The following is a 12,295-nucleotide window of genomic DNA, read 5'->3' on the forward strand; positions in this document are numbered from 1 at the left end:
GAAATGCCCCGCGAATCAGGAGTTTGCGGCTGCTGGTATGAAAACATTAACCCTGTTCGTTGAGCGCGCATTAACCGCAACGTGGTTACTGGATGGTCAACCAGTTCGTTACAATTCGCCAAGTTTTGATTTGAAGGAGAGGTGGCCATGCGCCGCATCGCAGCTATAGCAAGAAACCCGGTCGCAGTGGCTCTGGTGGCAGCATTGGCCATCGCGGGCTGCGCGTCCAAGAAGACGCCCAACAGCGCAGGCGACCTCGGCCTTGGCGCCGGGGCTGCGAGACCCGGCTCGCCGCAGGATTTCACAGTCAATGTCGGTGACCGCATTTTCTTCGATACGGATTCCTCGGCCATCCGCGCCGATGCGCAGCAGACGCTCGCACGGCAGGCACAGTGGCTCAACCGCTACACCAATTATGCGATCACCGTCGAAGGTCACGCCGACGAGCGTGGAACCCGCGAATACAATCTGGCGCTCGGCGCGCGACGCGCCGCGGCGACCCGCGATTTCCTGATCGGCCAGGGCGTCGCCGGCAACCGCCTCAAGACGATTTCCTATGGCAAGGAGCGTCCGGTCGCAGTCTGCGACGACATCTCCTGCTGGTCGCAGAATCGCCGCGCCGTCACCGTTCCGCGTGGACCGGGTAGCTGATCGACCTCAAACTGGGTTTTGGAAACGCCGGGCAATTGCCCGGCGTTTTCATTTGGGGGATTGTTGCGTGTCTGCAACACCTTTCCGCATCTTCAATGCTGCGCTGCAAACACCTAAATTTGGCCGCTAATATAGGCATATTTCAACGAAGGACCGCTTGGTCCGTGAGATGGATTGCGAGAGCCAGATGCAATTTCGAAGTCTTTTGAGCGGCGCCGTGGCAGCGCTGCTTCTGTCCGGGGCGGCGCAGGCGGCCGGCTCCGCAGACAATATTGCGCCCGCGCCGCAGCAGGGACTGCCGGGGGTGTTCCCTGTCCAGGAGCGGGCGCCGGTCGTTCTTGCCCAATCGACCAACCAGGCGCTGGATGAACAATTGCGGCAGATGAACGGGCGCATCGAGGAATTGAACTTCCAGCTCCTGCAGCTTCAGGAGCAGATCCGGAAGATGCAGGAGGACAACGAGTTTCGCTTTCAGGAGCTGGAAGACAAGAAGACCGATGCGGGCGGCGCAAAGACCCCGCGCAAGCATACGATGGCGGAACCGGCGGCGACTGCAACTCCGGAGAAGGCCGCAACCGCGTCGAACGGCGGCGCGACCGTTCCGCAGCAATCAACCGCGCGGTCCATCGAGCAGCTTGCGTCGGCTCCGCTGGCGGAACCTCAATCCAGTGATGCCGGATCGCAGCCTGGCGATCCGCAACAGTCGTTCGGCACCATCACATTCGACCAGAACGGCAATGTCGTCGGCGGCAGCGTCGGCGACACCGCCGTCACGACACGCGATCCGAATGCCGCGCTGCCGCAGGAAGGGACCGACACATCCGACGACACGGTGGTCGCGGCGCTGCCCCCTTCCAACGATCCCGACGACCTCTACCGCAGTTCCTATGAATCCATTCTGGCCGGCCAATACAAGGCCGCGGAGGCCGGTTTCAGGCAGCATGTCGAGCGTTTCCCCGACGATGCACGCGCACCGGATGCGGAGTTCTGGCTGGGTGAGTCCTTGCTAGGGCAGCAGAAATACCGTGAAGCCGCCGAAGTCTTTCTGGATGCGAACAAGAAGTACCCGAGAGCCAAGAAGGCGCCTGACATGCTGTTCAAGCTCGGCGTCTCGCTTGTCGGCATCAACCAGCGTGATGTCGGCTGCGCGACCTTCGTCGAGGTGGGAAAGCGCTATCCCAACGCATCTGCGGCGCTCAAGAAGCGCATCGAGCGGGAACAGGCCGAAGCCAAGTGCTGAACGGTGGGCCGCTGGCCTCTCTTTTCAATTCCTATGATTTCATGCCGGGCGAAAAGTATGTCGCGGCAGTATCCGGCGGCAGCGATTCACTCGCGCTGCTTCTTCTTCTCAAGGCTCATCTTGACAGATCCTGTCCCGGCGCAAAGCTGATTGCAGCCACCGTCGATCACGGGTTGCGGCCCGCGTCCGCAATGGAGGCGGAGGATGTCGGCAGGCTTTGCCGCGATATCGGCCTCGAACATGTCGTGCTTCGCTGGACCGGCGAAAAGCCGATACGCGGCATTCAGGCCGCTGCTCGCCTTGCGCGCCATCGCCTCCTTGGGGAGTTCGCAGCGAGCATCGGTGCGTTGGCGGTTTTCACGGGCCATACGCGCGACGACCTTGCCGAAACGGCGCTGATGCGAGGCGCGCGCGGCGAAGGGCGGGGTAGCGCCGGGATCGCGCCCGCGACGCTTTTTGGCGGCTCGGCGTGGTTTCTCCGTCCGCTCCTCGGAGTGAAGAGGGACCAGTTGCGCAATTATCTCGTCGCGCAGGGCGTAGGCTGGACCGTTGATCCCAGCAACAGCGATGCTCGTTTCGAGCGCGCCCGGCTGCGTACAGCGCTCGGGCAGGCGAAGGACGGTGAAGCACAGATGGATCGCGCCGTGTCGGCGGCAGCGGATGCCGCCGCAATCCGCATGGCGCGCGCCCATTGGGCGGCGGGAATCGTGCGGCTTCATGCACTCTACGCTGCGCCGGGCCTGATCCGGCTCGACCGTGATGCCCTTGAGGCGTCGGACGAAACGGCAATCGCAGCGCTCGGCGCGCTCGTGGCGGTGGCGGGCGGCGCCGAGCAACTGCCGGACCGCAAGCGCATCGGCGCGCTCCTGCACAGGTTGCGGGCCGGGACGTTGCGCGCAAATCTCGCCCGCGCGCTGATCGATGCGCGAAAGGACGCGATTTTCTTCCTGCGCGAGGCGCGCGGTCTGCCGCAGGACGCACCGACCCCGGACACGATCTGGGACGGTCGATATGCGATTGTCGCGGCCGAGGAGGGCGGGCGCGTCGATTCGTCTCGCCCGGCGCCCGCGCCCGACAGCCTGATCCGCGCCGCCCGGCGTGCCGAGCCGATCTTGCCGCCTGACCGGGCAAAAATCCCCGTGGTTGCCCCTTGGCGGCAATTCCTGCCGGTTTTCGATCTTGTGCTCGCCAATGAGGTGGGACGTTTGATTGGCGCAAGTCGTTTACCGTCTTTGCCTTTTCAGGGTCACATTGAAAAGACAACGTAACGGAAGTGAAGGGAGCGCTTGGCAAGGTGCGTCGGCGTCCCTATGTTGGGAAGAATTTAGTGCCAATCCAGCACGGTCGCGCGGCGGCCTGCGGTAGCGCGACAGGGAAGTGATGAATCCGAATTACCGTAATCTTGCTTTGTGGGCGATCATCGCGGTCTTGCTCATTGCGCTTTTCAACCTGTTTCAGGGCGGCCCGCAGCAGCGGGGGTCCGTACAGGATATCCCCTATTCCGAATTCCTTTCCCAGGTTGAAGCCGGTCGCGTGAAGACGGTCACGATTTCGGGGCAGCGCATAACGGGCAATTATTCCGACAGCGCCGCCGCGTTCCAGACCTATTCGCCGGGCGATTCCGATCTGGTGAAGCGCCTTGAGGACAAGGACGTGACCATCAACGCGCGGCCCGAGACGGACGGTTCCGGCTCGCTTCTGGGCGTGCTGCTGTCATGGCTGCCGATGATCCTGATTCTCGGGGTGTGGATCTTCTTCATGCGCCAGATGCAGTCCGGTTCGGGACGTGCGATGGGCTTCGGCAAGTCGAAGGCAAAGCTGCTCACCGAGGCGCATGGCCGGGTGACCTTTCAGGACGTGGCAGGCGTCGACGAGGCCAAGGAAGACCTCGAGGAGATTGTCGAGTTCCTGCGCGATCCGCAAAAATTTCAGAGGCTCGGCGGCAAGATTCCGCGCGGCGTGCTTCTCGTCGGCCCTCCCGGGACAGGCAAAACCCTGCTCGCGCGCTCGGTCGCGGGCGAGGCCAACGTGCCGTTCTTCACCATTTCCGGTTCGGATTTCGTCGAGATGTTCGTCGGTGTCGGCGCAAGCCGCGTGCGTGACATGTTCGATCAGGCGAAGAAGAACGCTCCCTGCATCATCTTCATCGATGAAATCGATGCCGTTGGCCGCCATCGCGGTGCGGGTCTCGGCGGCGGCAATGACGAACGCGAGCAGACGCTGAACCAGTTGCTGGTCGAAATGGATGGCTTCGAGGCCAATGAAGGCATCATCCTGATTGCCGCGACCAACCGGCCCGACGTTCTCGACCCCGCGCTCCTGAGGCCGGGCCGTTTCGACCGGCAGGTCGTGGTGCCGAACCCGGACATCAATGGCCGCGAGAAGATTCTCAAAGTGCATGTGCGCAACGTGCCGCTCGCGCCGAATGTCGACCTCAAGGTCATCGCGCGCGGGACGCCGGGTTTCTCCGGCGCCGACCTCGCCAATCTCGTCAACGAGGCGGCCCTTATGGCTGCCCGGCGCAACAAGCGCCTCGTGACCATGCAGGAATTCGAAGACGCCAAGGATAAGGTCATGATGGGCGCGGAGCGGCGCTCCTCGGCGATGACGCAGGCGGAAAAGGAGCTCACCGCCTATCATGAGGCCGGTCACGCCATCCTCGCGTTGAATGTTCCCGCTGCCGATCCGCTGCACAAGGCGACGATCATTCCTCGCGGACGTGCGCTCGGCATGGTCATGCAGTTGCCCGAAGGCGACCGCTATTCGATGAGCTACAAATACATGATCTCGCGGCTTGCGATCATGATGGGTGGACGCGTGGCGGAAGAGATCAAGTTCGGCAAGGAAAACATCACCTCCGGCGCATCTTCCGACATCGAGCAGGCGACCAAGCTGGCGCGCGCCATGGTCACCCGCTGGGGCTTTTCGGACAAGCTCGGCCATGTTGCCTATGGCGAGAACCAGGAAGAGGTGTTCCTCGGCCATTCGGTAGCGCGCACCCAGAACGTCTCGGAAGAGACGGCCCAGATCATCGATGCTGAAGTGCGTCGCCTGATCGACGAAGCCTATTCGACGGCCATGCGCATCCTGACCAAGCACAAGAAGGAATGGATCGCGCTGGCGGAAGGGCTGCTCGAATACGAGACGCTCAGCGGCGAGGAGATCAAGCAGCTTATTGCCGGCAAGAAGCCTTCGCGCGATCTGGGTGACGATACGCCGCCCTCACGCGGATCCGCTGTGCCGAAGGCCGGATCGACACGCGGCAAGAAGAAGGGCTCGGAGCCGGAAGGCGGCATGGAGCCACAGCCGCAAAGCTGAAAATGCGTTGACCGACAAACAGAAAACGCCGCGTCATGCGGCGTTTTTTCGTTTGTGTTGGCTTCTGGCTTTTGACCGGCGGCCTACTGCGCGGTTGCCTTCAGGCGCGCGGTGCATAGGCTGAAATAACCGCCGCCCTTCTGGACCCAGCGCAGGTCGCCCAGCGTATTCGCTGCCTTGTTTGCGTGATAGGCGTCGAGGCAGGTCTTCATTCGCTGCTTTGCAGGGGTCTCGGACGAGAACTTCGCGTCGATCTTTTCGGGGAAGGTTACGCCTTCGGGGATGGCGATTTCAGTCGCGGGCTTCGGGGTATCCGCCTGGGCAATCGCCACTGTGCCCGCGGAATTTCCCGTTCCGCATTCCCGATCGCGAAATTCCGTCCATTTCGGCGCGGGCTTTTCCGGGGTGGCGCTTTTTCTGACTGCCTCGAATTTCAAAGCGCATTCCTTCATCGAAGGCGTTTCGGCGAAAGCTTGCGTGGAAATTGAAAGCACGGCGAGCGATGCAACAGCGATGCGGCTGCACGAACGTATGATTGAACTCACAATGGCCTCGGTATGGATGGAGTTGATGGATGCGATCAAGCGCCCATCAATATATTATATTATGCTAAATTATAAAAGCCTTGCGATGCCGGCTTGCATTTTGCATCACTGCGTGGCGGGGCAGGAGGGCGCTTTCGATCGAGAAAAATTCGAAGCAACTTTTTCGCAATCACTGGTAACATAGACTTATTAAATGTGATGCGCCGGCCGGGGGATTCTGTGGCAATAGCATCCGTTAACTTTTGGGACCCATGAGTTTGATGACAAAGCGTTATTTCGGCACCGACGGCATCCGTGGACGCGCCAATTCCTTTCCGATGACTGCCGATGTCGCGATGCGCGTCGGCATGGCGGCAGGCATGTCCTTTCAGCGCGGCGATCACCGGCACAGGGTCGTGGTGGGCAAGGACACGCGCCTGTCCGGCTATATGCTGGAAAACGCGATGGTGGCAGGATTTTGTGCGGCGGGCATGGACGTGTTCCTGCTTGGCCCGATACCGACGCCCGCAGTTGCGATGCTCGCGCGGTCGCTGCGTGCCGATATCGGCGTGATGATCTCGGCCTCGCACAATCCTTATGACGACAATGGAATCAAGCTGTTCGGCCCTGATGGCTACAAGCTTTCGGACGAGCATGAACAGCGCATCGAAGCGATGCTGGACCAGAAGATCGACATCAACCTGGCTGACCCGGATGCGCTCGGACGCGCAAAGCGCGTCGATGGTGTGCATGACCGCTACGTCGAGTTCGCGAAGCGCACGCTGCCGCGTTCGATGTCGCTTGCCGGCCTGCGCATCGTGATCGATTGCGCAAACGGCGCTGGCTACAAGGTTGCGCCCGCAGCACTTTGGGAGCTTGGCGCGGAAGTCATCGCCATCAATGTCGAGCCCAACGGCTTCAACATCAACAAGGATTGCGGTTCAACCCATCCGGCGGGACTGCAGAAGAAGGTGCACGAAGTGCGCGCCGACATCGGCATTGCGCTCGACGGTGATGCGGACCGCGTGACCATCGTGGACGAAACCGGCGCAATCGTCGATGGTGACCAGATCATGGCATTGATCGCGGAGTCCTGGAACGAGGCGGGCCGTCTGGCGGGCGGCGGCGTCGTGGCCACCGTCATGTCGAATCTCGGCCTCGAACGTTTCCTCGGCGAGCAGGGCCTCCAGCTTCATCGCACCAAGGTTGGCGACCGATATGTTGTCGAACACATGCGGGCGCACGGCTTCAATGTCGGCGGAGAGCAATCCGGCCACATCGTGTTGTCCGACTTTTCGACCACGGGGGACGGCCTGGTATCCGCCTTGCAGGTGCTTGCCTGCGTCAAGCGCGCCGAGAAGCCCGTCAGCGAACTTTGCCGCAAATTCGAGCCCGTGCCGCAGTTTCTCAAGAATGTCCGCTTTTCGGGCGGAAAGCCGCTAGAGGCGAAATCGGTCAAGCAGGCGATTGAGGACGGGCGCTCGCGCCTCGGCGCAGGAGGGCGGCTCGTCATTCGTCCCTCGGGCACCGAGCCGCTGATCCGCGTGATGGCTGAAGGCGATGATTCGGTGCTGGTCGAATCCGTCGTGGACGAAATCGTCGGCGTCATCGCGGAGGTCCGTTCGGCCGCCTGATCCAAGTTACCCATCGATTTACAAGGGCGCGGCCTGCGGGCCGCGCTTTGCGTTTCCGGAATGCGGGCGCAACGTGGTTAACAAAGACGGTTAAGAGCAGATTAACCTTTGCGATTCATTATCCATAACGGATGAGGTGGCGCCGAACAGCCGTTCGGCATTCCGTGAGGGTTTTGACTATGCGCGTTTTCTTGACCGGCATCGCTGTTTTGTTGGCGGGCACCACGGTGCAGGCTCTGGCTGCGGACATGCCCGCGGTTGATCCGGCCCCCGTGGTCTACGAACAGCCCAACACGGGCGGCTGGTACATTCGCGGCGATCTCGGCGGGCATTGGGCCGATTTCGGCGAAGCCGAATACATCACCTACGGAGCGGGCGTTCCGTTGCCGGGGACGGACATTCTTGAAGGCAATCTGGACGGCGCGTTCACGCTGGGCGCGGGCGTCGGCTACCAGATCAACGAACATTTCCGCACAGACATCACGGCCGATTACTGGTTCGATGCAGATTTCAACGGATCGAGCAGCGGCGGTGCGACGACCGACACATCCTCGATGTCGGCCTGGTTGTTGCTGGCGAATGCCTATGTCGACTTCGGCACTTGGGGCGGGTTCACACCCTATGTCGGCGCGGGCATCGGCGGTGCCCATATCAAGTGGGATACGCTGGTGAACACGCCGCCCGGTGCGGAACATCCCGGTGATTCGAATTGGCGCTTTGCGGCAGCGGTGATGGCCGGTGCCTCCTACTGCCTGACCGACAAGCTGCAATTGGACGCAGGCTATCGGTTCACACATGTGGAAGGCGGACGCATGTTCGAGCAGGTCGGCACGCAACCCGGTCCTGGATTCGATGACGGTCTGAATGTCCATGAAGTTCGTGGCGGCCTCCGGTATGCGCTTGGGGGAAGCGCCGCAAACTGCGTCGAACCCGCGGTCTACGTGCCCGCCGTGGAGCCGGTCTACAAATAGGCTCCCAACTTAGCATCTCCTGATACTGCATGGACGCCCGGCTTGCCGGGCGTTTTTTGTTGGCTTTCAGCTCCCAAACGGTAACATAATATAAGCATCTTGAAATTAAGTAATTCCTGTTATAGAGTGGACCAAATCATTGGGTGGTATGGGCGTAGGCATGTCTTCTAGAATTCAGTTTACCTTGGCTGTGCTGTTGGGCACGTGTGCATGCACGTTCGCGGCGGAAAAGTTGCCGGTGGTGATTTCGGACCAGTCACCGGCGGCAGGATTCAAGCCGACGTCGAATTGGTACTTGCTCGGCAGCCTGAGCTATGTCGCCAGCGACCCTGTCTATGATTACACGCAGAATGGCGAGGACAGCCAGACAAGGCGTTTTGGCTACACGGTCGGCACCGGCTACCGCCTGAATGAAAGGCTGCGTGGGGACATTACGACGAGCTATATCACGCGGGAGTCCTATTCCGATCCTGCCGATGCGACCAATTCAGGCCGCCTCAGGATCTGGAGTATGTTGCTCAACGGATATTACGATATTGGAACCTATGCGGATTTCACGCCCTATGTTGGTGCGGGCGTGGGCCTGATGCGCACGTTGGACACGATGCCTGAGACCTTCTCGGGCACGGTTCCGGGCTATAACTCCTCCCAGACGGAGTTCGCTTTTGCATTGAACGCAGGCGTCGGATATCGCATGTCGGACAGCCTGACCTTCGATATGGGATATCAGTTCCTCGCTTCGCCGACGACGCAATATGTCGACTATGGCAGCGGTACAGTTGAGGATGGTCTGAATCTGCACCAGCTCCGGATCGGCTTCCGCTACACGATGAACTAGTACGGCGTTCGCGGCGCGCGCTATGCGACCGGGCGGTTGGGTCAGGACCGCAGGGCGATGCTTTGCCGATTTCGGCGTGACTCATCTCGGGTTTCGAGACGGACTGGCTTTGCGCATGCGCTGATGCGATAGCCGGATGGTCTTCAATAGCGACATGTATTTTGCTCTTGACGACAACCGCCTGATCTCATATCCGCGTCCGTGGGCCACCCCTCCCCAACGAGGGGCTAACTATCTGGAAGGATAGACCACGATGACGACGATTTCGTCCAAGCCGGCAGTGCGTCCGGCAAATCCCAATTTCTCTTCAGGTCCGTGTGCAAAGCGTCCAGGCTGGTCGCCGGAGGCATTGGCGGAAGCTCCGCTCGGGCGCTCTCACCGTGCCAAGATCGGCAAGAGCCGCCTTGAACAGGCCATAGAGCTTACCCGCGAGGTGTTGCGCGTGCCTGCCGACTACAGGATCGGCATCGTACCCGCCTCGGATACCGGCGCGGTCGAAATGGCGCTCTGGTCGCTGCTCGGCGAGCGCGGCGTCGATATGGTGGCGTGGGAGAGCTTCGGCTCGGGCTGGGTCACGGATGTGGTCAAGCAGCTCAAGCTGCCCGATGCGCGCACAATCGAAGCGCCCTATGGCCAGTTGCCCGACCTTTCCGCGATCGATTTCAATCGCGACGTGGTCTTCACCTGGAACGGTACGACCTCCGGCGTGCGCGTGCCGAACGGCGATTTCATTCCGGCTGATCGCACCGGCCTGACGATCTGCGACGCCACATCCGCCGCTTTCGCGCAAAGGCTCGATTTCGCCAAGCTCGATGTCGTCACCTTCTCCTGGCAGAAAGTTCTGGGCGGGGAGGGCGCGCATGGCATGCTGATTCTCTCGCCGCGTGCCGTCGCGCGTCTCGAGAGCTACAAACCCGCATGGCCGCTGCCCAAGATTTTCCGCCTGACTTCGGGTGGAAAGCTGATCGAGGGCATCTTCAAGGGCGAAACGATCAACACGCCGTCCATGCTGTGCGTGGAAGACTATCTCGATGCGCTGAAATGGGCGAAGTCGATCGGCGGACTCGACGCCCTCATTGCGCGGGCCGATGCGAATTTCGCGGTGCTCGACGGGTTCACCCGTGAGCGCGCATGGCTGGGCAATCTCGCAGTCGATCCGGCCACACGCTCCAACACGTCCGTTTGTCTCTCGATCGTCGACCCGGACGTCGCGGCGCTCGACAAGGACGGGCAGGCGGCCTTTGCTAAGGGCGTGGTCGCGGCGCTTGAAAAGGAAGGCGTAGCCTTCGACATCGGCGCCTATCGCGATGCGCCTCCGGGCCTGCGTATCTGGTGCGGCGCGACCGTCGAAACCTCGGACATCGAGGCGCTGCTGCCCTGGCTGGACTGGGCTTTCTCCCAACAAAAGCTCGCGCTTCGGGCTGCGGCCTGATCTGTTTCAAGGCTGACCGCGCTTCCTTCGCAAGTTTGGCGGGGGAAGCCGGCCCTTCCCATCATTCAAGAATGAATCCAAGGACATACGCCATGCCTCGCGTACTCGTATCAGACAAACTTTCGCCGACCGCGGTCCAGATCTTCAAGGATCGTGGTGTGGAGGTCGACTATTTGCCGGACCTCGGCAAGGACAAGGACAAACTGCTGGAAGTGATCGACAAATATGACGGCCTGGCGATCCGCTCGGCCACCAAGGTCACAGAAAAGCTCATCAATGCCGCGACGAGGCTCAAGGTGATCGGCCGCGCCGGTATAGGCGTCGACAATGTTGACATACCGGCGGCATCGCGTCGCGGCATCATTGTGATGAACACGCCCTTCGGCAATTCCATCACGACCGCCGAGCACGCCATCGCGCTCATTTTCGCGGTTGCGCGTGAACTGCCCGAGGCCAATTCCTCGACGCATGCGGGCAAGTGGGAAAAGAACCGCTTCATGGGCGTCGAGATCACCGGCAAGACGCTGGGTGTCATCGGCTGCGGAAACATCGGCTCCATCGTGGCTTCGCGCGGCGTCGGCTTGAAAATGCATGTCATCGCATTCGATCCGTTCCTGTCGGAGGAACGGGCAGCCGAGCTTGGCGTCGAGAAGGTCGAACTGGACGAATTGTTCGCGCGCTCCGATTTCATCACGCTGCACACGCCGCTCACCGACAAGACGCGTGGCATCATCAATGCCGATGCCATCGCAAGGATGAAGGATGGCGTGCGAATCATCAATTGCGCCCGGGGCGGCCTGATCGTCGAGAAGGACCTGGTCGAGGCGCTGAAGAGCGGCAAGGTTGCAGGCGCGGGCATCGATGTGTTCGAGGTCGAGCCCGCGACCGACAACGATCTGTTCCAGTTCCCGAATGTCGTCTGCACGCCGCATCTTGGCGCATCGACCGCTGAGGCCCAGGAGAACGTGGCCTTGCAGATCGCCGAGCAGATGTCGGACTATCTGGTCAAGGGTGCGGTCAGCAACGCCATCAACATGCCGTCGATCACGGCGGAGGAAGCGCCGCGGCTGAGGCCCTTCGTCAAGCTGGCCGAAGTGCTCGGCGCATTCGTCGGGCAGGTCACCGAGGAGCCCATCAAGGAGGTGGAAATCCTCTTCGACGGCGCGACCGCCCTGATGAACACCCGCGCACTGATGAGCGCGGCGCTGGCCGGTCTCATTCGCCCGCAGGTTTCCGACGTCAACATGGTGTCGGCGCCGATCATGGTGAAGGAGCGCGGCATCATCGTGTCCGAGGTGAAGCGCGACAAGTCGGGCGTGTTCGACGGCTATATCAAGCTGACGGTCAAGACGCCGAGCATGACGCGCTCGATCGCCGGAACGTGCTTCTCGGACGGAAAGCCGCGTTTCATCCAGATCAAGGGCATCAACCTCGACGCCGAGGTCGGGCATCACATGCTGTACACCACCAACCCGGATGCGCCGGGCATCATCGGCCTCCTGGGCACGATCTGCGGGGCGAACGACGTCAACATCGCCAACTTCCAGCTTGGGCGAGACATGCCGGGTGGCGATGCGATTGCGCTGCTCTATCTGGATGCGCCGTTCCCCGAAAAGGCGCTGAACGATCTCAGGTCCAACCCGAAGATCGCTTCCGCCAAGCGCTTGCAGTTCGACGTGAACTAGCG

General features: G+C 61.3%; 11 protein-coding genes. 10 read left to right on the plus strand and 1 reads right to left on the minus strand.

Annotated features, from left to right (window positions below):
* Positions 1-147: 147 nt before the first annotated feature.
* The 4 genes from pal (at position 148) to ftsH (ending at position 5,209) form a co-directional block, all read left to right on the plus strand.
* Positions 148-651, plus strand: coding sequence for a peptidoglycan-associated lipoprotein Pal (gene pal / locus M9924_09910; GenBank protein ID MCO5064722.1), 504 nt, complete (start codon positions 148-150; stop codon positions 649-651).
* A gap of 187 nt (positions 652-838) precedes the next feature.
* Positions 839-1,891 (plus strand): tol-pal system protein YbgF, encoded by a 1,053-nt coding sequence (gene ybgF, locus M9924_09915; GenBank protein MCO5064723.1) that lies wholly within the window; start codon positions 839-841, stop codon positions 1,889-1,891.
* Positions 1,892-1,932: 41 nt separating this feature from the next.
* Positions 1,933-3,159, plus strand: coding sequence for a tRNA lysidine(34) synthetase TilS (gene tilS, locus M9924_09920; GenBank protein ID MCO5064724.1), 1,227 nt, complete (start codon positions 1,933-1,935; stop codon positions 3,157-3,159).
* A 112-nt stretch (positions 3,160-3,271) separates the two neighbouring features.
* Positions 3,272-5,209: an ATP-dependent zinc metalloprotease FtsH gene (gene ftsH / locus M9924_09925; GenBank protein MCO5064725.1), complete on the plus strand. Its 1,938-nt coding sequence runs from the start codon at positions 3,272-3,274 to the stop codon at positions 5,207-5,209.
* A gap of 83 nt (positions 5,210-5,292) precedes the next feature.
* Here the strand turns inward: ftsH and M9924_09930 are convergent, their stop codons facing one another.
* Positions 5,293-5,541, minus strand: coding sequence for a hypothetical protein (locus tag M9924_09930; protein ID MCO5064726.1), 249 nt, complete (start codon positions 5,539-5,541; stop codon positions 5,293-5,295).
* A gap of 73 nt (positions 5,542-5,614) precedes the next feature.
* Between M9924_09930 and M9924_09935 the strand changes: the two genes are divergently transcribed.
* The 6 genes from M9924_09935 (at position 5,615) to serA (ending at position 12,293) form a co-directional block, all read left to right on the plus strand.
* Complete coding sequence (locus M9924_09935; protein MCO5064727.1) at positions 5,615-5,938, plus strand: hypothetical protein; 324 nt, start codon at positions 5,615-5,617, stop codon at positions 5,936-5,938.
* Positions 5,939-6,014: 76 nt separating this feature from the next.
* Complete coding sequence (gene glmM, locus M9924_09940; protein ID MCO5064728.1) at positions 6,015-7,367, plus strand: phosphoglucosamine mutase; 1,353 nt, start codon at positions 6,015-6,017, stop codon at positions 7,365-7,367.
* Positions 7,368-7,546: 179 nt separating this feature from the next.
* Complete coding sequence (locus tag M9924_09945; GenBank protein ID MCO5064729.1) at positions 7,547-8,338, plus strand: porin family protein; 792 nt, start codon at positions 7,547-7,549, stop codon at positions 8,336-8,338.
* 160 nt (positions 8,339-8,498) lie between these two features.
* On the plus strand, positions 8,499-9,176 hold the full coding sequence (locus tag M9924_09950; protein ID MCO5064730.1) for an outer membrane beta-barrel protein: 678 nt from the start codon (positions 8,499-8,501) through the stop codon (positions 9,174-9,176).
* 253 nt (positions 9,177-9,429) lie between these two features.
* On the plus strand, positions 9,430-10,608 hold the full coding sequence (locus tag M9924_09955) for a phosphoserine transaminase (protein MCO5064731.1): 1,179 nt from the start codon (positions 9,430-9,432) through the stop codon (positions 10,606-10,608).
* A 92-nt stretch (positions 10,609-10,700) separates the two neighbouring features.
* A complete protein-coding gene (gene serA / locus M9924_09960) occupies positions 10,701-12,293 on the plus strand; it encodes a phosphoglycerate dehydrogenase (protein MCO5064732.1) in 1,593 nt (530 codons plus the stop codon).
* Positions 12,294-12,295: the final 2 nt, after the last annotated feature.

Source organism: Rhizobiaceae bacterium (genome assembly GCA_023953835.1).
Taxonomy (GTDB): domain Bacteria; phylum Pseudomonadota; class Alphaproteobacteria; order Rhizobiales; family Rhizobiaceae; genus Mesorhizobium_G.

Excerpts from the sequence above, each read along its gene's own strand:
- M9924_09955 (MCO5064731.1), top strand. The coding sequence starts at position 9,430 with ATGACGACGATTTCGTCCAAGCCGGCAGTGCGTCCGGCAAATCCCAAT.
- ybgF (MCO5064723.1), top strand. The coding sequence starts at position 839 with ATGCAATTTCGAAGTCTTTTGAGCGGCGCCGTGGCAGCGCTGCTTCTG.
- tilS (MCO5064724.1), top strand. The coding sequence starts at position 1,933 with ATGCCGGGCGAAAAGTATGTCGCGGCAGTATCCGGCGGCAGCGATTCA.
- pal (MCO5064722.1), top strand. The coding sequence starts at position 148 with ATGCGCCGCATCGCAGCTATAGCAAGAAACCCGGTCGCAGTGGCTCTG.
- M9924_09950 (MCO5064730.1), top strand. The coding sequence starts at position 8,499 with ATGTCTTCTAGAATTCAGTTTACCTTGGCTGTGCTGTTGGGCACGTGT.
- M9924_09945 (MCO5064729.1), top strand. The coding sequence starts at position 7,547 with ATGCGCGTTTTCTTGACCGGCATCGCTGTTTTGTTGGCGGGCACCACG.
- glmM (MCO5064728.1), top strand. The coding sequence starts at position 6,015 with ATGACAAAGCGTTATTTCGGCACCGACGGCATCCGTGGACGCGCCAAT.
- ftsH (MCO5064725.1), top strand. The coding sequence starts at position 3,272 with ATGAATCCGAATTACCGTAATCTTGCTTTGTGGGCGATCATCGCGGTC.
- serA (MCO5064732.1), top strand. The coding sequence starts at position 10,701 with ATGCCTCGCGTACTCGTATCAGACAAACTTTCGCCGACCGCGGTCCAG.